General features: G+C 66.8%; 13 protein-coding genes. 8 read left to right on the top strand and 5 right to left on the bottom strand.

All coding sequences use genetic code 11. The features are described from left to right. Nucleotides 1-30 precede the first annotated feature (30 nt). On the top strand, nucleotides 31-948 hold the full coding sequence (locus tag ACT531_RS11805) for a LysR substrate-binding domain-containing protein (RefSeq protein ID WP_476017542.1): 918 nt from the start codon (nucleotides 31-33) through the stop codon (nucleotides 946-948). 101 nt (nucleotides 949-1,049) lie between these two features. Beyond that, nucleotides 1,050-1,958 (top strand): hydroxymethylglutaryl-CoA lyase, encoded by a 909-nt coding sequence (locus tag ACT531_RS11800; protein WP_476017541.1) that lies wholly within the window; start codon nucleotides 1,050-1,052, stop codon nucleotides 1,956-1,958. Nucleotides 1,959-1,988: 30 nt separating this feature from the next. Here the strand turns inward: ACT531_RS11800 and ACT531_RS11795 are convergent, their stop codons facing one another. From ACT531_RS11795 to ACT531_RS11785, 3 genes are read right to left on the bottom strand one after another with little or no spacing between them, the layout of a single operon-like run. Next, nucleotides 1,989-3,452, bottom strand: coding sequence for an efflux transporter outer membrane subunit (locus ACT531_RS11795; RefSeq protein WP_476017540.1), 1,464 nt, complete (start codon nucleotides 3,450-3,452; stop codon nucleotides 1,989-1,991). Next, the gene (locus ACT531_RS11790; RefSeq protein ID WP_476017539.1) at nucleotides 3,449-6,637 is read right to left on the bottom strand and encodes an efflux RND transporter permease subunit; all 3,189 of its coding nucleotides are present in this window, start codon (nucleotides 6,635-6,637) and stop codon (nucleotides 3,449-3,451) included. Before ACT531_RS11790 ends, ACT531_RS11795 begins: the two co-directional genes overlap by 4 nt. A gap of 18 nt (nucleotides 6,638-6,655) precedes the next feature. Then, nucleotides 6,656-7,999 carry an efflux RND transporter periplasmic adaptor subunit gene (locus ACT531_RS11785; protein WP_110960333.1) on the bottom strand — a complete coding sequence of 448 codons (1,344 nt, stop codon included), beginning with the start codon at nucleotides 7,997-7,999 and terminating at the stop codon, nucleotides 6,656-6,658. Between the two features lie 213 nt (nucleotides 8,000-8,212). Between ACT531_RS11785 and ACT531_RS11780 the strand changes: the two genes are divergently transcribed. The 5 genes from ACT531_RS11780 to ACT531_RS11760 all read left to right on the top strand — a co-directional run bounded on the left by ACT531_RS11780 (nucleotide 8,213) and on the right by ACT531_RS11760 (nucleotide 11,847). Beyond that, complete coding sequence (locus ACT531_RS11780) at nucleotides 8,213-8,746, top strand: YbaK/EbsC family protein (protein ID WP_291446976.1); 534 nt, start codon at nucleotides 8,213-8,215, stop codon at nucleotides 8,744-8,746. Continuing rightward, nucleotides 8,743-9,009 carry a DUF1289 domain-containing protein gene (locus tag ACT531_RS11775; protein WP_476017538.1) on the top strand — a complete coding sequence of 89 codons (267 nt, stop codon included), beginning with the start codon at nucleotides 8,743-8,745 and terminating at the stop codon, nucleotides 9,007-9,009. Before ACT531_RS11780 ends, ACT531_RS11775 begins: the two co-directional genes overlap by 4 nt. Continuing rightward, nucleotides 9,006-9,659 carry a 2-hydroxychromene-2-carboxylate isomerase gene (locus ACT531_RS11770; RefSeq protein WP_476017537.1) on the top strand — a complete coding sequence of 218 codons (654 nt, stop codon included), beginning with the start codon at nucleotides 9,006-9,008 and terminating at the stop codon, nucleotides 9,657-9,659. The genes ACT531_RS11775 and ACT531_RS11770 overlap by 4 nt, the downstream gene beginning before the upstream one ends. A gap of 173 nt (nucleotides 9,660-9,832) precedes the next feature. After that, nucleotides 9,833-11,494: an MFS transporter gene (locus ACT531_RS11765; RefSeq protein WP_110960330.1), complete on the top strand. Its 1,662-nt coding sequence runs from the start codon at nucleotides 9,833-9,835 to the stop codon at nucleotides 11,492-11,494. 149 nt (nucleotides 11,495-11,643) lie between these two features. Further along, the gene (locus ACT531_RS11760) at nucleotides 11,644-11,847 is read left to right on the top strand and encodes a hypothetical protein (RefSeq protein WP_015015743.1); all 204 of its coding nucleotides are present in this window, start codon (nucleotides 11,644-11,646) and stop codon (nucleotides 11,845-11,847) included. Between the two features lie 90 nt (nucleotides 11,848-11,937). Here the strand turns inward: ACT531_RS11760 and ACT531_RS11755 are convergent, their stop codons facing one another. Both ACT531_RS11755 and ACT531_RS11750 read right to left on the bottom strand, forming a co-directional pair. After that, nucleotides 11,938-13,056 (bottom strand): ABC transporter substrate-binding protein, encoded by a 1,119-nt coding sequence (locus tag ACT531_RS11755; RefSeq protein WP_476017536.1) that lies wholly within the window; start codon nucleotides 13,054-13,056, stop codon nucleotides 11,938-11,940. A gap of 90 nt (nucleotides 13,057-13,146) precedes the next feature. Next, entirely contained in the window at nucleotides 13,147-14,265 is a 1,119-nt protein-coding gene (locus ACT531_RS11750) for an ABC transporter substrate-binding protein (RefSeq protein ID WP_476017535.1), read from the bottom strand. A gap of 210 nt (nucleotides 14,266-14,475) precedes the next feature. On the opposite strand from ACT531_RS11750, the gene uvrA reads away from it, so the two are divergent. After that, nucleotides 14,476-20,436 (top strand): excinuclease ABC subunit UvrA, encoded by a 5,961-nt coding sequence (gene uvrA, locus ACT531_RS11745; RefSeq protein ID WP_476017534.1) that lies wholly within the window; start codon nucleotides 14,476-14,478, stop codon nucleotides 20,434-20,436. Nucleotides 20,437-20,461: the final 25 nt, after the last annotated feature.

Genomic DNA, 20,461 nt, shown 5'->3' with positions numbered 1-20,461 from the left:
CAGACGTCTTTTTCGATAGACTGATCGGCTATGAAGATCAATTGGTCCGCCCGCGAGGTGGATGTGTTCCTGTCGCTGGCCGAGACGCTGAGCTTTCGGCGTACGGCCTTGCAGATGCACCTGTCGCAGTCGGCGGTGTCCGGCACAGTGGCGCGGCTGGAGGAGGCGCTGGACGTGCGCCTGTTCGAGCGCACCACGCGCACCGTGCAGCTCACGCTGGCGGGCGAGGTGTTTGCTGAGCAGGCGCGGTTCCTGCGCCACCAGATGGAGGAGACCGTGCGCCGCGTGCAGGAGGTGGCGCAGTTGCAGGTGGGCCGCGTTGCGCTGGCAGCGCTGCCGTCGCTGGCCGCCGGGGCCGTGCCCCGCGCGTTTGCCCGGTTTGCCGCGCAGCACCCGGGCGTGCAGATGGAGCTGATCGACAGCCTGGCAGGCCCGGCGTTTGACATGGTGCGGGCCGGGCGGGTGGACTTTGCCCTCACCGCCGCCAACCCTGCCTATGCGGACCTGGACTACACCCCGCTGGTGTCCGACCGGTTTGTGCTGCTGATGCCGCGCACGCACCCGCTGGCCCGTGGGCGGGGCGCCGTTGCCTGGGCCGACGTGGCCGAGCTGCCTCACATCTCCATGCCCGCAGGCACCAGCGTGCGGCAGTACGCGCAAGAGGCCCTGCTGACGCACCGCATCCGCTTTGAACCGCGCTACGAGGTGGAGCACCTGGCCACCATCGCGGCCATGGTGGCGGCGAGGCTGGGGGTGAGCGCGTTGCCTGAGCTGGCGGCCCAGGTGGTGCGCCGGCCTGAGGTGGTGACGCGCGCGCTCAAGGCACCCGTGCTGCACCGGCCCATCGGGCTGATGACGCTGCGCGGGCGGCCGCTGTCGCTGGCGGCGCAGGCCATGGTGGCGCTGCTGCGGCAAGAGGTTGAGGGCGATGGCTCCCAGGCTGGCTGATGGCGCGTCCGGCGAATGGTCTGGCACGATATGAGGTGGCCCTGTGGCGGCGCTGGCGAGACAATGGTGGCATTCCTTGATCTCCCCCATTTGGTAGCCCCATGAGCATTCCCTCCCGCGTCCGCCTCATCGACGTTGGCCCCCGTGACGGCCTGCAGAACGAAAAGACCCCGGTGCCCGCCGCCGTCAAGATCGAGCTGGTGCACCGCCTGCAGCAGGCGGGCCTCAAAGAGATCGAAGTCACCAGCTACGTCAGCCCCAAGTGGGTGCCGCAGATGGCCGACAACCATGAGGTGATGGCTGGTGTCACGCGCCAGCCAGGCGTGGCGTACTCGGTGCTCACGCCCAACCTCAAGGGCTTTGAGGCGGCCGTGCTGGACCAGCCCGACGAGATCGTCGTCTTCGGCTCCGCCAGCGAGGCCTTCAGCCAGCGCAACATCAACTGCAGCATTGCCGAGAGCATCGAACGCTTTGCGCCCGTGGTGCAGGCGGCTCTGGCCGCAGGCATCCGCGTGCGTGGCGCCATGAGCTGCACCGTGGGCTGCCCGTACGAAGGCGATATTGCGCCCGAACGCGTGGCGTACCTGGCGGGCCTGCTCAAGGGCATTGGCGTGCAGCGCGTGGATGTGGCCGACACCATTGGCGTGGGCACGCCGCGCAAGGTGCAGAAAGCGCTGGAGGCCACATTGCAGCACTTTGGCATCGACGAGGTCTCGGGACACTTCCACGACACCTACGGCCAGGCACTGTCCAACACGCTGGCCGCGCTGGAGCTGGGTGTGTGGAACTTCCAGTCGTCTGTGGCGGGCCTAGGGGGGTGTCCGTATGCCAAGGGTGCGACCGGCAATGTGGCAACCGAAGATGTGGTCTACATGCTGCAGGGCATGGGCATTGAGACCGGCATCGACCTCGACCTGCTCATCGACGCAGGCGCCTACATCAGCGGTTTTCTGGATCGCAAGCCCAACTCACGCGCGGCCAACGCCTTGTTGACCAAGCGCGCGGGCTGACCCCGCTGGTCCCACTCCCCCCGGTCGCCGTCAACCGGCGTCCGGGGTGCCGCCCAGCACCTTCCACAGCGTCACGCGGTTGACCTGCTCGGCCTGGCGCAGGCCGATGAGGGTCTGCTGCGCCGCATACAGACTGCGTTGTGCATCCAGCACCGTGAGGTAGTTGTCCACCCCGGCCTTGAATCGGGCCTCCGACAGGTCGAATGCCTTCTGGGTGGAGGCCACCAGGCGCGTCTGCGCGGCGATGCGCTCGTCCCATTGCGCGCGGTCGGCCAGCACATCGGCGGTCTCGCGGAACGCGGTCTGCACGGCTTTCTCGTACTGGGCCACCGCGATGCGCTGGTTGGCCTCGGCCACCTGCACGTTGGCGCGGTTGCGGCCCGCGTCGAAGATGGGCAGGCGGACCAGCGGCACAAAGCTCCAGGTGCCGCTGCCCGCACCAAACAGGCCGTCCAGCTCGCGGCTACCAGTGCCTACGTTGGCCGTGAGGCTGATGGTGGGGAACAGGGCCGCCCGCGCAGCACCGATGTTCGCCTCGGTGGCGCGCAGGGCGGCTTCGGCAGCCTGTATGTCGGGCCGGGCGAGCAGCACGCTGGAGGCCAGCGGCACCGGCACGGGCTGCAAGGCCGCCGGGGCCGACACGTCCGCGCGCAGCGTGCTGGCGGTGGGCCAGAGGGCCGCAGGCACCGGGCCGCCCACCAGCAGTTGCAGGGCGTTGCGGTCGCGCTCCACCTGGGCCAGGTAGGTCGCCACATCGCCGCGTGCTGCGTCCACCGTGGTCTGTGCCTGGGTCAGCACCAGCCCCGATGTGGAGCCGATGGCGTGGATGCGTTCGGTCAGCGCGTAGGCCTTCTCGCGGCTGGCAAGGGTGTCGCGCGCCAGTTGCAGCCGGGCCTCATCGGCGGCCAGGGTGAGCCAGGCGTTGGCCACATCGGCAATCAGGCCGGTCTGGATGTTGCGCTGGTTCTGCTGGCTCTGCAGAAACTGCTGCAGCGCTGCCTCGTTCAAGTTGCGCACGCGGCCCCAGAAGTCGATCTCGTAGCTGGCAAAGCCCAGCTGCGCGGTGTACTGCGTTGCCACCTGTGCGGGCGCGGTGGCGCTGCTCATGCCGGCGGCGGTGCGTGCGCGGCTGGCTTGCGCCTGCGCGGTGACGCTGGGCAACAGGTCGGCCCGGGTGATGCCGTACTGGGCGCGCGCCCGCTCGATGACCTCAATGGCCACGCGCAGGTCGCGGTTGTTGGACAGTGCCAGGGCAATGACATCACGCAGCGGCTGGGCCTGCACCCAGCCCAGCGCAGCAGCCGCTTGCACGCTGGCGTCGCTGGCCATAGTGGGCTGTCCGCCGGTCGTGCCCACGGTGTCAGGCACGGGCAGGGCAGGGGTCTGGTGAGTAGGGGCCAGGTTGCAGCCTGCGAGCAGTGCGGCGGTGGCCAGGGCCGCAGCGATGGCGGCAGGCTGACGCTGGCGACGTGGCGACAAGGGTGGGCGCGTCATGCTGCGCTCTCCTGTGTGGGGTGCGGTGGGGTGGTGGCTGAGGGCGGTGGTGCGTTGTCCTCGCTGCGCGACCGGCTCTTGAACCAGCGGCGAATCAGCAGGAAGAACACCGGCACCAGGAAGATGCCCAGCACGGTGGACGCCAGCATGCCGCCCAGCACGGCGGTGCCGATGGCCACCCGCCCGCCGGCACCCGCGCCGGTGCCGATGGCCAGCGGGATCACCCCGAAACCAAAGGCCAGCGACGTCATCAGGATGGGGCGCAGGCGCAGGCGCACGGCGGCCACGATGGCGTCAAACAGGTTCTTGCCCTGCTCCTGCAGCTGCACCGCAAACTCGACGATCAGGATCGCGTTTTTGGACGCCAGCCCCACGGTGGTCAGCAGCCCCACCTGAAAGTACACGTCGTTGGTCAGGCCCCGGGTGTAAGTGGCCGCAAGCGCGCCCACCACGCCCAGCGGCACGGCCAGGATCACCGACAGGGGCACGGTCCAGCTCTCGTACAGGGCGGCCAGGCACAGGAGCACGAACAGGATCGAGATTGCGTACAGCATGGGCGCCTGGGCCCCTGACTGCCGCTCTTGCAGCGAAGCGCCCGTCCATTCGTAACCGATGCCTGGGGGCAGCGTGCGCAGGATGTCTTCCACGATCTTCATGGCGGCACCCGAGCTCACGCCCGGTGCCGCGCGGCCTTCCAGCTCGTAGGCCGGGTTGCCGTTGTAGCGCAGCAGCTGCGGCGAGCCGTAGGCCCAGTAGCTGGTGGAGAACGCGCCAAACGGCACCATCTCGCCCTTGCTGTTGCGCACGCTCCAGCGCGTCACGTCCTGCGGCAGCATGCGCGCTGGTGCGTCGCCCTGGATGTACACGCGCTTGACCCGCTCGTTGTTCAGGAAGTCGTTCACGTAGGTGCCGCCAATGGCGCTGGAGAGCACGCTGTTGATGTCGTTGTACGACAGCCCCAGCGCAGCGGCCTTGCGGTCGTCGATCTCCAAGCGCAGCTCGCTGGCGTCCTCCAGATTGGTCATGCGCAGGTTGGTCAGCTCGGGTCGCTTGCGCGCTTCGGTCAGGAAGGTGTTGGTGGCCGCCAGCAGCGCCTGGTGGCCCAGCCCGTTCATGTCCTTGATCACGAAGTTGAAGCCCGAGCTGGAGCCCAGGCCCCGCACGGCCGGCGGCATGACGACCAGCACCCGCGCGTCACGGATGGAGGCCAGGTCGCGCGTGGCCTTGTAGGCGATCTGTGCGGCGGCCTGGTTGGGCAGCGTGCGATCTTCCCAGGGCTTGAGGCGCACAAAGCCGCGTGCCGAGGCCTGGTCGCCGTTGATGCCCGAGACCTGGTAGAAGCTCAGCACATCGGGTTGCTGCGCAAAGTAGTCGCGCACCTGGTCCAGCACGCTCTGTAGCCGCGCATCGGCGGCGCCCGAGGGCAGGTTCACGTTCACATACAGAAAGCCCTGGTCTTCGTCGGGCAGGAAGGAGGTGGGCAGGCGCGCCATGAGCAGCCACACCACGCCACACACCGCCAGAAAGATCAGCGCCATGCGCTTGGTGCGGCGCAGGGTGTAGGCCACGGTGCCCTGGTAGCGCGCCGCAGTGGCGTCGAAATGGTGGTTGAACCAGCGGAAAAACCGGTCATTCAGGCCCAGCAGGCCGCGGCGGATCGGCCGGTCATGCCCAGCCGATGCGGCTGCGGGCTTGAGCAGCGTGGCGCACAGCGCCGGGGTGAGGGTCAGTGCCACAAACACCGACAGCGCCATGGCCGCCACGATGGTGATCGAGAACTGCCGGTAGATCACGCCCGTGGAGCCGCCGAAGAACGCCATGGGCACAAACACCGCCGACAGCGTGACCCCGATGCCCACCAGGGCGGGCGTGATCTCGCGCATGGACTGGCGGGTGGCCTCTTTGGCGGACTGGCCGGTCTCGTGCATCACCCGCTCGACGTTTTCGACCACCACGATGGCATCGTCCACCAGCAGGCCAATCGCCAGCACCATGGCAAACATGGTCAGCGTGTTGATCGAATAGCCCGCGAGCGACAGCACCCCAAAGGTGCCCAGCAGCACCACCGGCACGGCAATCGCCGGGATCAGCGTGGCGCGGAAGTTCTGCAAAAACACGAACATCACGATCACCACCAGGATCATGGCCTCGCCCAGCGCGCTGACCACTTCCTTGATGGAGGCGCGCACGAAGGGCGTGGAGTCCGAGCTGACGAAGTAATCGATCTGGTTGGGGAAGTAGGGCTTGAGCTCGGCCAGCTTGGCAGCAATAGCGTCGGCCACCTGCATGGCATTGGCGCCGTCGGCCAGCACGATGCCCATGCCCGCGCCGGGCATGCCGTTGAGCTTGGCCTTCACGGTCAGGTTCTCGGCACCCAACTCTACACGGGCCACGTCCTTGATGGTGACCACAGAGCCGTCGAGCGCCGACTTGAGCACGATGGCCTCGAACTGCTCCACCGTCTTGAGCTTGGTGCGGGCGGTGATGGTGGCGTTGAGCTGTTGGTCGGACACCGCCGGCAGGGCGCCCAGCTGGCCGGCAGACACCTGGGCGTTCTGGGCGTTGAGCGCGTTGACCAGGTCCGACGGCATCAGCGCGTACTTCTCCATCTTGGCCGGGTCCATCCAGATGCGCATGGCGTAGTTGGTGCCGAACACCGTCACGTCACCCACGCCGTCGATGCGGCCGATCACGTCCACCAGGCTGCTGGTCAGGAAGTCGCCGATGTCCACGGCGCTCATCGAAGGGTCTTTGGAGAAGAAGCTGTAGGTGACCAGGAAGTCCTGCCCGCCCTTGTTCACGAACACGCCCCGGCTCTTGACGGCGTCGGGCAAGCGGTTGGTGGCGGCCTGCAGCTTGTTCTGCACCTGCACCTGCGCCACGTCGATGTTGGTGCCGGGCGCAAAGGTGAGCGTGGTGCGCGAGCGGCCCGAGGCGTCCGAGGTCGAGCTCATGTAGAGCATGTTGTCGATGCCCTTGAGCTGCTGCTCGATGATCTGCGTGACCGAGTTCTCCACCGTCTCGGCCGAGGCCCCGGTGTATTGCGAGCCGATGGTCACGCGCGGCGGAGCGATGTCGGGGTACTGCTCCAGTGGCAGCGTGACGATGGACAGCGCGCCGCCCAGCATGATGATGATGGCGATGACCCACGCAAAGATGGGCCGGTTGATGAAGAACTGAGCCATGTGCTGCGTCCTTCGTGCTCAGCGGGAGGCTGCCGGAGCGGGATTGGAAGCGGGGGCTGACGCGGGCGCGGCACCGGCGGCGGCGGGTGCGTCAGCGCCAGGGGCGCCCTTGCGGCCCTTGGCGGGGGCCTTCGGGTCCACCTCTACCGCGCGCACCTTGTCGCCGGGTTTGACGCGTTGGAAACCCTCGACCACCACGCGCTCGCCCGCAGCCAGCCCGCCCTGCAGCAGCCACTGGTTGCCCACGGCACGGTCGATGCTGATGGGGCGCTTTTCCACCACATCACCGTCCTTGACCACCAGCACGCTGGGCTTGCCGGTGAGGTCGCGGGTCACGGCCTGCTGGGGCACCAGCAGGGCTTCGGGCGCGAGGCCGGTGGGCAGCAGCGCCTGCACATACATGCCGGGCATCAGCGTGCCTTTGGGGTTGGGCACCACGGCGCGCAGCGTGACGGTGCCGGTGGTGGCGTTCACGATCACGCCCGCAAACTGCAGCTGGCCGCGCTGTGCGTATTCGGTGCCGTCGTCCAGGCGGATGCGCACCGGGATCTTGTCGCCCTCCACCTTCTGGAAGCGGCCTGCGTCCCAGTCCCGCTGCAACTGCATCAGCTCGGTGGTGGACTGGGTGAAGTCCACGTACATCGGGTCGAGCTGGACGATGGAGGTCAGCGCGTCGGCCTGGTTGGCTGTGACCAGCGCCCCCGGCGTGACGTTGGACAGGCTGATGCGGCCGCTGATCGGGGCTTCGATGCGGCTGTATTTGAGGTTGATGCGCGCCGTGGCCAGGTTGGCCTGGGCCACGGCCACGTCGGAGCGCGACTGGGCGGCGGCGGCCTGGCTTTCTTCAAACGCCTGCTGGCTGATGGCGTCGATCTTCACCAGCTCGGCATTGCGCTTGGCCGTGGCCTCCTGGGTGCGCGCGGTGGCCTCGGCCTTGGCCAGGGCCGCCTGCGCGCTGGCCTCGGTGGCCCGCAGCGAAGCGTCGTCGATCTGGTACAGCGGCTGACCTTGGCGCACCAGCGCGCCTTCGGTGAACAGACGCTTTTGCAGGATGCCCGACACCTGGGGCCGGACCTCGGCCGTGAGCGAGGCGCGGGTGCGGCCCGGCAGCGCGGCTTCGAGCTGCTGGCTTTGCTGCTTGAGCGTGACCACGCCCACTTCAGGGGCGGCCTTGGCCGGCGCGGGGGCCTCGTTGGGTTTGCTGCAGCCGGCCAGGATGCCTGCGATCAGCAGCAGCCCCAGCAACGCTCCCCGGGACGGCAAGGCCCCCAGGGCGGGGCGGGCGGCGCGGCCTGACACAGGATCGGCAGGGGACGGCGCAGACAGGCTCGGGCACAGCAGGGACAACGCGGCATCGTTCATGGGCGTGGGGCTTGGGGCGTGGGGGTGGAAAGTTCGGCGCATTGTGGGGGGCGCACATTTCCTGTTTGTAAAGTGGCCTGATTTGGCCCGGGTGCCGGAGCGCCGTGCAGGGACATGCGGGGCAGGGCGCCGGGCAGGCCCTGGCGCGCGGCAAAATGGAGGGAGACCCGACCGAATCACGCCCCCATGGGGGCCCGCTGGAGACCGATGCGCATGTGTGGAGCCGAACTGAAAAACCTACCCGAGGGCGTACAGCGTGTGGCTGCCGAGCTGCAGCGGCTCGGCCACCCGCATCTGCCGCAGATGCTGGACGATGCCGCGCGCACTGCGCAGCAGGCCGCTGATGCGCTGGGCATCCTGGTGGGGCAGGTGGCCAAGAGCATCATCTTCCGGCGCAAGAGCGACGATGCAGCGGTGCTGGTGGTCACATCGGGCGACCGCCGCGTGGACGAGAAAAAGGTGGAAGCCCATGTGGGCGGCAAGATCGGCCGCGCCGATGCCGAGTTTGTGAAATCGCGCACCGGCTTTTCGATTGGCGGCGTGTCGCCCGTGGCGCATGCCACACCGCCCGTCACGCTCATCGACCAGGACCTGTTGCGCTTTGACGTGGTGTGGGCCGCAGCGGGCCACCCGCATGGCGTGTTCCCCCTGCACCCCAGCGACCTGCAGCGCCTGACGGGCGCTCCCGTGGTGGACGTGGTGCAAGCGCCTGTGGCGGACACCCCCGCGCCCCAGGTGGACGCATGAATGCTATTGATTTGCTAGCTGCCAAGGCAAAAGACACTAGCGCTACCGGCCATTTTGACTCCAAAAGCACCGAGCCGGTGCCTTCACCCTGTATCTCGGTGTGCCGCATGACGCCCGACCGCAGCCACTGTGAAGGCTGCTTTCGCACGCTGGATGAAATTCGTGCCTGGTCGCGCGCCGACGCCCCGCAGCGGCGCGCCATCTGGGCGCAGCTGTTGCAGCGTGCGGGCATTGCCTGGCCCGTGCCGGAGACCGAAGCATGAAGCGCATCACGTTCTACCTGGACTTCATTTCGCCCTATGCCTGGCTGGCGTTTGAGCGCTTGCCTGAAGTGCTGGAAGGGCTGACCTACAGCGTGACCTACCAGCCCGTGCTGCTGGGTGCCCTGCTGCAGCAGCACGGCAACCCCGGCCCTGCGGGCATTGCCCCTAAGCGCGACTGGACCTACCGCCACGTGACCTGGCTGGGCCATGCGCAGGGCACCCCGCTCCAGATGCCAGCGCGCCACCCGTTCAACCCGCTGCCCCTGCTGCGCCAGGCCCTGTCCTGCAGCGACGACGGCAGCATCAACCGCTATGTGGCGGGCACGGTGCTGCGCCACGTGTGGCAGGGCGGTGGTGACGCGCTCGACCCCGCGCGGCTGGCCGCGCTGGCTGAGGCGCTGGCGGAACAGGTGCGCCCCGGACAGGACGTGAACAGCGACGGCCCGAAGGCCCTGCTGCGCGCCAACACCGAAGCTGCGCAGGCCGCCGGTGTGTTTGGTGTGCCCGCGTTCGGGGTGGACGGCAAGCTGTTCTGGGGGCTCGACGGCCTGCCCATGCTGCGTGCCTACCTCGATGGCGACGCCTGGTTCGACGGACCGGCCTGGGATGCTGTCAGCCAGCTCCCATCGGGTTTACCCGGCAAGCGCTGAGCAATTTCCGGATGCTGAAAGGGGTGCTGCGGGTTTCACCCTAAGTTGTCAGAGAGCGGTCAGTTTGATGAAAGCTCTTGTTGGTTTCGCGTCAGAGGGTGGTCAGTGCCATCTCCAAGAATGCGTGCAGCCCGCCGCAGTGCGGTCTGTAACACCAATAGGAGACACACACCATGGCAACTGTTCATCCCGCACCGCGGCCGATGTCGCCCGAAGAGAGGAAGGTCATCTTCGCCTCGTCGCTCGGCACCGTTTTCGAGTGGTACGACTTTTACCTGTACGGCTCGCTCGCAGCCATCATCGCCAAGCAGTTCTTCAGCGGTCTGGATGCCGGTTCGGCGTTCATCTTCGCGCTGCTGGCGTTTGCGGCGGGCTTCATTGTTCGTCCCTTCGGCGCCATCTTCTTCGGCCGCCTGGGCGACATGATTGGCCGCAAGTACACGTTCCTGGTCACCATCCTGATCATGGGCCTGTCCACCTTCATCGTGGGCATCTTGCCGACCTACGCGTCCATCGGTGTGGCCGCTCCCGTCATCCTGATTGCCCTGCGCCTGCTGCAAGGCCTGGCACTGGGCGGTGAGTACGGCGGTGCTGCCACCTATGTGGCCGAGCACGCTCCACACGGCAAGCGCGGCGCCTACACGGCCTGGATCCAGACCACTGCCACGCTGGGCCTGTTCCTGTCGCTGATGGTGATCCTGGGCACCCGTACCGTGCTGGGTGAAGAAGCGTTTGCCGACTGGGGCTGGCGCATCCCGTTCATCGTGTCGATCCTGCTGCTGGCCATCTCGGTGTGGATCCGCCTGTCGATGAATGAATCGCCTGCCTTCCAGAAGATGAAGGCTGAAGGCAAGACCTCCAAGGCTCCGCTGAAGGAATCCTTCGGTGAGTGGAAGAACCTCAAGATCGTGATCCTGGCACTGGTGGGTCTGACCGCCGGTCAGGCCGTGGTGTGGTACTCGGGCCAGTTCTATGCACTGTTCTTCCTGACGCAAGCACTGAAGGTTGATGGTGCTACCGCCAACATCTTTGTGGCTGTGTCGCTGCTGATCGGTACGCCGTTCTTCATCGTGTTCGGTGCGCTGTCCGACAAGATCGGCCGCAAGCCCATCATCCTGGCAGGCTGCCTGCTGGCCGCGCTGACGTACTTCCCCGTGTTCGGTGCACTGACCAAGGCGGCCAACCCCGCGCTGGCTGAAGCCCAGGCCAAGAACAAGGTGGTGATCACTGCCGACCCTGCCGAGTGCTCGTTCCAGTTCAACCCCACAGGTACCACCAAGTTCACCAGCTCGTGCGACATCGCCAAGCAGGTGCTGGCTGGCGCTTCGGTGAGCTATGAAAACGCTGTGGCACCCGCCGGCACGGTGGCGACCATCAAGATTGGCGAAACCGCGATCCCCTCGTACTCCAGCAAGGGCCTGAGCGCTGACGAAGCCAAGAAGAAGGACGCCGAGTTCAAGAAGCTCGTGGCCGACGACCTGAAGGCCGCTGGCTACCCCACCAAGGCTGACCCAGCCCGCATCGACAAGGTGATGGTCACAATCATCCTGACCTACCTGGTGCTGCTGGTGACCATGGTGTACGGCCCCATCGCCGCCATGCTGGTCGAAATGTTCCCCACCCGCATCCGCTACACGTCCATGTCCCTGCCGTACCACATCGGTAACGGCTGGTTCGGCGGCCTGCTGCCTACCACGGCGTTTGCCATCGTGGCCCAGACCGGCAACATGTACAACGGCCTGTGGTACCCCATCATCATCGCCGGTGCTACGGTGGTGATCGGTGGCCTGTTCATCAAGGAAACCAAGGACGTTGACATCTACGCCAACGACTGATCGTTACTGACCGGTGTACAGGGCCCGCCCCGCAAGGGTCGGGCCCTGTGTTCCATCAAGGGGCTTGTACCGCGCACCAGTACAACCCACAACCTTGCGCGTTCAGCCAGGCCCCTTGATTGAACAAACCCATCCCAGGAGATATTGATATGTGGAAGATTGTTGTTGGCTTCGTCTTGTTTGCTGCTTTGTCGATGTACGTGATCATCACGGCGGGCGACAAGGCCGACATGGGCGGTGAAAAGCACGGCGCCGATGCGGTGCACGCGCCCGAGGCCCCTGCGAGCGCTGCGGCACCTGCCGCCGCACCTGCACCCGCTGCGGCTCCTGCCTCGGCTGCCAGCGCGCAATAAGCACGTTGCCCGGCATGACAAAGGCCCTGCCAGCAATCGCTGGCAGGGCCTTTTTTTGTGGTGACTTGAGGCTCGGAAGCTGGTGCCGTGTCAGCGCTTGAAGCGGCCGTCCGTGCCGATGATGGACAGGTCGGAGAAGTCCAGCCCGCTGTGGTCAGTGGGGCTGTAGCTCAGCTCCATGCCGCCCAGATCCCACTTCTTGATACTTTCCAACCCCATGTGGAGTTTGGCGCTGTCGGGCTTGGCGCCTGCACGTTTGAGGCCTTCCACGAGTACCTTGGCGCTCACAAAACCCTCCAGCATGGCGGGCGTCAGGTCGCCGATGTTCTTGGCCTTGGCCAGGTCCATGGCCTCCTTGACCACGGGGTAGTTGAGCGAGCGCTCCGACGGGAACACCTGCGTCACCACCACGCCCCGGGCCTGGTCGCCCAGGGCCTTCACAAACCCGCCCGACGCGTTGTTGGACAGCGTGACGATCTGGCCGGCAACGCCCGCAGCGCGCAGGGCCTTGATGCCATCGACCACCGCCGCGCCCGTGCCGATGAAGATCACCGCCTGGGGCTGCTTGCCGGCCACGCGGGGTGCGATGGCACTGTAGTCGGGCTTGGCGCGGTCAAACTTCTCGATGAACAGCGCCTCGATGTTGTTGGCCTTGAAGCCGGCCTGCGCACCCGCCAGCCCGTCTGCGCCAAACGTGTCGTCCACATGCACCACGCCAATGCGCTGGATGCCCAGCGTGTGCAGGTGCGAAATGGCCTTGGTCACCTCGCGCTGGTAGGGCGCACGCACGTTGAACACGTATTTGCTCACCGGCTGGTGCAGCGCAATCGCTCCGGTGGACGGGCCCACCAGCGGCACGCCATGCTGCTCCAGCACCGGGATGATGCCTTGCGTGTGGGGCGTGCCACGGGTCATGAACAGGCCGATCACGCTCTTTTGTTCAATCAGTGTGCGGGTGTTGTCCAGGGTCAGCTTGGGGTCAAACTTGTCGTCCAGCGACAGCACCTCCACCTTCTGCCCGCCCACGCCGCCCTTGGCGTTGATGTGGTCGATGTAGAGGGCGGCGCCCTGCATGGATTCGGCCACCGTAGCGGCGGCCGAGCCGGTGATGCCTACCGTCTGGCCGATCAGGATCTGTGCGTGGGCGGAACCGATGCCCAGGGCGGCGGCCAGGGCGCAGAGTGCGCCGGCCAGGCCAGTTTTCTTCATGGGGTTGTCTCCTGCGTGTGGAGCGCCCGAGTGTAGGCACGCTCCCGCGCGGGACAACTGTAAAAACGCGTAGACCTAGTGCCCAGGCGCTCAGCGGCGGAAGCGCCCGTCCGTGCCGATGATGGACAGGTCGGCAAAGTCCAGCCCGGTGTGGTCCTCGGGGCTGAAGTTCACCTCCAGCCCGCCCAGGTCCAGCTTCTTGATGCTTTCCAGCGCGGTCTGGAGCTTGTCGCGGGTGGGCTTGGGACCCGCGCGCTTGAGGCCTTCGACGAGCACCTTGGCGGCGGCAAAGCCCTCCAGCATGGCGGGGCTGATCTCGGTGAGCCCCTTGGTCTTGGCCAGCTCCTGGGCCTCCTTCACCATCGGGTAGGTCACGGCCCGCTCGTTGGGGAACACCTGGGTCACGATCACGCCGCGTGCGTTGGCACCCAGGCTCTTGATGAAGCCGCTGGAGGCGTTGTTGGACAGCGTCACGATCTGTGCGGCCGAGCCCGCCGTGCGCAGCGCGTTGGTGGCGTCCACCACCGCAGAGCCCGAGGCCACCATCAACACCGCCTGCGCATCGGCCTTGGCCACCTTGGCGGCAATGGGGGTGAAGTCGGGCTTGGCGCGGTCAAACTTTTCGGACACCACGGCGGTCAGCTTGGCGGCTGCCAAGCCCTTTTGTGCGCCCTGGATGCCGTCCGCCCCAAAGCTGTCGTCCGCATACACCAGCGCCACGCGGCTGATGCCCATGGAGGCCAGGTGGGTGATCGCCTTTTCGGCCTCGCGCTGGTAGGTGGCGCGCACGTTGAAGATGTATTTGCGCACCGGCTGGTGCAGCACCATGGCCCCAGTGGACGGCGCCACCAGCACCACGCCGTGTTTGTCCAGCAGGGGCAGGATGGCTTCAGTGTGCGGGGTGCCCCGGTTGAGGAACAGGGCCAAGACGTTCTTGTCCTCGATCAGCGTGCGGGCGTTTTCCGCTGCCAGCTTGGGGTCGAACTTGTCGTCTAGGGAGATCAGCTCGATTTTCTGGCCGTTGACACCGCCTTTGGCATTGATGGCATCGATGTACAGCAGTGCACCATCGGTGGTCTCCTTCACCCCGGCGGCGACCTGGCCGCTGAACCCTGCTGTCTGGCCGATCAGGATCTGGGCATGGCTGGCGGCACTGGCCGCGAGCGCCAGGACCAAGCCCGCCGCCCGCAGTTGCCATTGTTTTGTCATGGCGGTCTCCTCTTGTTTTGTGTGGAGGCCGCAGTCTAGCCGGATGTTTCCGGCCAGAACACCCGCTTTTCCCTAGCCGCTGCTCCATTGCGCGTGCTTTGTCCATGGTCAAAAGCACCGCAGTGCGCCTCGGGGGTAATCGGCGGGCGCAGGCGCAAACCCGGAGTGCGTCCCTAGAATGTCCCGCCTCACCCCAGAAAGACCGCCTCCATGACCCAGGGACAGATCCGTATCCGTGGCGCACGCCAGCACAACCTCAAGAACCTGGACCTGGACATCCGCACCGGCGAACTGACGGTGGTGACAGGCCCCAGCGGTTCGGGCAAATCCAGCCTGGTGTTTGACACGCTGTATGCCGAAGGCCAGCGCCGGTATGTGGAGACCTTCAGTGCCTACGCGCGCCAGTTCCTGGACCGCATGGACAAACCGGCCGTGGACAAGGTCGAGGGCGTGCCCCCCGCGATTGCCATCGACCAGACCAACCCCGTGCGCTCCAGCCGCTCCACCGTGGGCACGATGACGGAGCTTAACGACCACCTCAAGCTGCTGTTTGCGCGTGCGGGCCAGCTCTTTGACAAGCAGACCGCGCAGCCGGTGCGGCACGACTCGCCGGAGACCATCTATGCCGAGCTGCAGCAGCGCAGTGCCGAGGCAGGCGATCCGCGCATCGTGCTGACCTTCCCGGTCGAGCTGCCCGCCAACACCAGCGCTGAACAGGTCGAACAATGGCTGTCCGCCAGCGGCTTCACCAAGGTGCAGGCCGAGCGCGAGGAGTTCAGGCCCATCGGGTCGCGCACGAGCGCCGCGCCGGGCCGCCCCAAGCAAGCGAGCGCCCCCTCGGGGGGCAGCGAACCACACGCAGTGGGGAGCGTGGGGGCTGTGAAAGTACTGGACGTGGTGGCCGACCGCTTCCGCCTGGGCAACGCCGAAAAGGCGCGGGTGATCGAGGCCATTGAGGTGGCCCTGAAGCGCGGCACCGGGCGCTTGAATGTGTACCGCTTGGTGGATGAAGGCGAGCCCGAACTGTGGCGCTTCTCGACCGGCCTGCATTGCCCCGACAGCGACCTGCGCTACAGCGACCCCATCCCCTCCATGTTCTCGTTCAACTCGGCCGTGGGCGCGTGCGAGAGCTGCCGGGGCTTTGGCCGCGTGATCGGGGTGGACTACGGCCTTGTCATCCCCAACGACAAGCTCACGCTGCGCGCGGGCGCCATCAAGACCATCCAGACCCCCGCGTGGCAAGAGGCGCAGGACGACCTCATGCGCCACGCCGAGGCCGCAGGCATCCCACGCGACACGCCCTGGTACAAGCTCACCGACGATCAGAAAAAATGGGTCATCAACGGCGCACCCGGCTACAAGGACGGGCAGTGGAGCAAGCAGTGGTACGGCATCAAGCGCTTCTTCGAATACCTGGAGAGCAAGGCCTACAAGATGCACATCCGTGTGCTCTTGTCCAAGTACCGCAGCTACACGCCGTGCCCCACCTGCGCGGGCGCGCGGCTCAAGACCGAAAGCCTGCTCTGGCGCATCGGCCGCAAGGAAGACGCCGACGCGGTGCTGGAACCCGGCAAGCGCTTTCTACCCGAAGGCGTGCAATGGTCGCGGGCACAGCTGGAGGCCTTGCCCGGCCTGTGCTTGCACGACCTGATGCTGCTACCCATTGACCGCCTGCGCCAGTTCTTTGCGCGCATGCAGTTGCCCGTGGGCGACGATGCCAAGGGCGGCGACGCGCAAGCGCTGAAGCTGCTGCACGAAGAAATCACCACCCGCCTGCAGTACCTGTGCGACGTGGGCATTGGCTATCTCACGCTGGACCGGCAAAGCCGCACGCTCAGTGGCGGCGAGGTGCAGCGCATCAACCTCACCACGGCGCTGGGCACCAGCCTGGTCAACACGCTGTTCGTGCTGGACGAGCCCAGCATCGGCCTGCACCCGCGCGACATGCACCGCATCACCGAGGCCATGCTGCGCCTGCGCGATGCGGGCAACACCCTGGTGGTGGTGGAGCACGACCCGGCCGTGATGCTCGCGGCCGACCGCATGATCGACATGGGCCCTGGCCCGGGCCGCCTGGGCGGGCAGATCGTGTTCGACGGCACCACGGCGGATTTGCGCAAGGCCGACACCCTCACCGGTGCCTACCTGGGCGGCCGCAAGCATGTGGGCTTTGGCTTCAAGCGCATGGTGACCGAATCGACCCCGCGCCTCATCCTCGAAGGCGCGCGCGAACACAACCTGAAGGATGTGACGGTCGAATTTCCGCTGCAGCGCCTGGTCACCGTGACCGGTGTGAGCGGCTCAGGCAAGTCCAGCCTGATCCAGGACGTGCTGGCCCCCGCACTGCTGCGCCACTTTGGCAAAGCCACCGACGCACCGGGCGCGCACCACCGCATGCTGGGCGCCGACCACCTGTCGGACGTAGTGTTTGTGGACCAGTCGCCCATCGGCAAGACCGCGCGCTCCAACCCCGTGAGCTACGTGGGCGCATGGGACAGCATCCGCGAGCTGTTTGCCGTGGCACCGCTGTCCAAGCAGCGCAGCTACACCGCCGCCAAGTTCAGCTTCAACAGCGGCGACGGGCGCTGCCCCACCTGCGGCGGCTCGGGCTTCGAGCATGTGGAAATGCAGTTCCTGAGCGACGTGTACCTGCGCTGCCCCGACTGCGACGGCAAGCGCTACCGGCCCGAGATTCTGGAGATCACCATTGAGCGCGGCGGCAAGTCGCTGAATGTGGCGGATGTACTGGCGCTGACCGTGGCCGAAGCTGCGGCCGTCTTTGCGAACGACCGCGACGTGATCCGCGCGCTGCAGCCCATTGTGGACGTGGGGCTCGAATACGTGGCGCTGGGCCAGCCCGTGCCCACCCTGTCGGGCGGCGAGGCGCAGCGCCTCAAGCTCGCAGGCTTTCTGGCCGAGGCTGCACGCGTACAAAGCAAATCGCGCCAGACGGTGGCACGCAAAGGCACCCTGTTCCTGTTCGACGAGCCCACCACCGGCCTGCACTTTGACGACATCGCCAAGCTGATGCGCGCACTGCGCAAGCTCATCGACGCAGGGCACTCGCTCATCGTCATCGAGCACAACCTGGACGTGATCCGCGCGAGCGACTGGCTGATCGACCTGGGGCCGGAAGGCGGCTATGCGGGTGGCCTCATCGTGGCCGAGGGCACGCCCGAAGATGTGCGGGCCCATGCCACCTCTCACACCGGGCAGGCACTGCGCGACTACGAACTGGCGCTGGGCGTGGGCGGCCACTCGGTGCACGAAAAGGCTGCGGCGCTGCGAAAATCAGAGCGCCTTGCGCATATGGATCTAGCGCCTGCGGCCAAAAACGCCATAGAAATCGTCAATGCGAAGGAACACAACCTCAAGAACCTGAGCGTGGACATCCCGCGTGGCAAGTTCAATGTGGTGACTGGCGTGAGCGGCTCGGGCAAGTCCACGCTGGCGTTTGACATCCTGTTCAACGAAGGCCAGCGCCGCTACCTCGAATCCCTCAATGCCTATGCGCGCTCCATCGTGCAGCCTGCAGGCCGGCCCGAGGTGGATGCGGTGTACGGCATTCCGCCTACCGTCGCCATCGAGCAGCGCCTGTCGCGCGGCGGGCGCAAGTCCACCGTGGGCACCACCACCGAGGTGTGGCACTTCCTGCGCCTGCTGTACGTCAAGCTGGGCACGCAGCACTGCACGAAGGACGGCGCCGCCGTGCAGCCGCAGACGCCTGAGAGCATCGCCGCGCAGCTGCTCACGCAGTTCCGCGGCCAGCACATCGGCCTGCTTGCGCCGCTGGTCATGAACCGCAAAGGCGTGTACACCGAACTGGCCGACTGGGCCCGCCCGCGCGGCTACACGCACCTGCGCGTGGATGGCAACTTCTTGCCCACCACCAACTTCCCGCGCATCGACCGCTTCAAGGAGCACACCATCGAGCTGCCCGTGGCCAGCCTGGATGTGTCGCCCGAGAGCGAAGCGCAGTTGCGCACCGCACTGGCCGACGCGCTCACGCACGGCAAGGGCGTGGTGCATGTTCTTTCAGGCATTGCAGGCCTGCGCGAGGCCATGGAGGGCGGCCAGCCCACAGCGGGCATTGGCACGCTGCAGGCGTTCTCCACCAAGCGTGCCTGCCCGGTGTGTGCGACGAGCTATGCCGAGCTGGACCCGCGCCTGTTCAGCTACAACAGCAAGCACGGCTGGTGCCCCGACTGCGTGGGCACGGGCGTCAAGCTCACCAAAGACCAGCGCAAGGTGTTTGACGACTCGGTGCAGGACGACAAGGAGAAAGGCCGCGAGCAGACCTTTGCCGAGCCCGAGGTGGAAGACCTGGCCGACACGGCCTGCCCCACCTGCAGCGGCACCCGCCTGAACGCCACGGCCCGCGCTGTTCAGTTTGCGGGCGTGGGCATCACCGACATCGCTGCGCTGTCCGTCACGGACGTGCGCCGCTGGGTGGAGACCCTGCGCGTGGAAGGTGGCATGACGGCCCGCGAGGCCGACATCGCCCGCGACCTGGTGCCCGAGATCCAGAGCCGCCTCGAATTCCTCGAAGAAGTGGGCCTGGGCTACCTCACGCTCGACCGGGGCGCGCCCACGCTCAGCGGTGGCGAGGCCCAGCGCATCCGCCTGGCCGCGCAGCTGGGCAGCAACCTGCAGGGCGTGTGCTACGTGCTCGACGAGCCCACCATCGGCCTGCATGCGCGCGACAACCAGATTTTGCTCAACGCCCTGCACAAGCTGGGCGACAAGGGCAACACGCTGGTGGTGGTGGAGCACGACGAAGACACCATCCGCCGCGCCGACCACATCATCGACATTGGCCCCAGCGCCGGCAAACGCGGCGGGCGCCTGGTGGCGCAGGGTTCGGTGAGCGACCTCACGGCCGCCGAAGATTCGCAAACCGGCCGCTACCTGCTGCACGCGATGAAGCACCCGCTGCAACTGCGCCGCAGCATGTCGGCCACCGAGGTGAGCGCCGAGGCCACAGCCGCCTTTGCACAGGCCGAGGCGGCAGCGCCCACCGGTCGGCAGAGTGCGGCCGTCAAGAAGCGTGCGGCGCAGGCTGCATCGCTGGCCGCTGACGCCCTCAATGAAGCCAAGGAGCGCGCCGCCATGCGCTGGCTCACCGTGTATGGCGCGCAGCTGCACAACCTGCAGAACGTCACCGCCACCGTGCCGCTGCACCGCCTGGTGGCGGTGACGGGCGTGAGCGGCTCGGGCAAGTCCACCCTGGCGCGGGATGTGCTGCTGGCCAACGTGCAGGCCTGGGTGCAGCAGCGCAGTACCAAGGCCGGGCGTGATGCCATGGACGCGGGCAAGGCGCCGCCGCTGGTCGGATGCACAGGGCTGTCGGGCTTCGAGAGCATCGACCGCGTGCTCGAAGTGGACCAGACACCCATCGGCAAAACACCGCGTTCATGCCCTGCCACCTACATCGGCTTCTGGGACACCATCCGCAAGCTGTTTGCCGAAACGCTGGAGGCCAAGGCCCGTGGCTATGCCGCCGGGCGCTTTTCCTTCAACACCGGCGAAGGCCGCTGCCCCAGCTGCGAGGGCGCAGGCGTGCGCACCATCGAGATGAGCTTTTTGCCCGATGTGAAGGTGCCGTGCGAAACCTGCCACGGCGCGCGCTTCAACCCCGAAACGCTGGCCGTGACCTGGCGCGGCAAGAGCATTGGCGATGTGCTGCAGATGGAGGTGGACGAGGCGGTGGACTTCTTCGCCACCATGCCCAGCATTGCGCACCCGCTGCAGCTGCTCAAGGACGTGGGCCTGGGCTACCTCACGCTGGGGCAGCCCTCGCCCACGCTGAGTGGTGGCGAGGCGCAGCGCATCAAGCTGGTCACCGAGCTGACCAAGGTGCGCGACGAGGTGGGCCGCCGGGGCCAGAAAGCGCCGCACACGCTGTATGTGCTGGACGAGCCCACGGTGGGCCTGCACATGGCCGATGTGGACAAGCTCATCCGCGTGCTGCACCGCCTGGTGGATGGTGGCCACAGCGTGATCGTGATCGAGCACGACCTGGATGTGATCGCCGAAGCCGACTGGATTCTGGACCTGGGGCCGGAGGGCGGCAACGCGGGCGGGCGCATTGTGGCCGCTGCCACGCCCGAAGAGGTGGTGGCGGCAGGCACGCACACGGGCAAGGCGCTGGCGCCGGTGCTAGCGCGCTGATGCGCCGAGGGCAGGGGTCTGTGGG

Source organism: Acidovorax sp. DMC1 (genome assembly GCF_056314325.1).
Note: the sequence above shows the minus strand (reverse complement) of the source record. Positions and strands in the feature narration are given on the sequence as shown.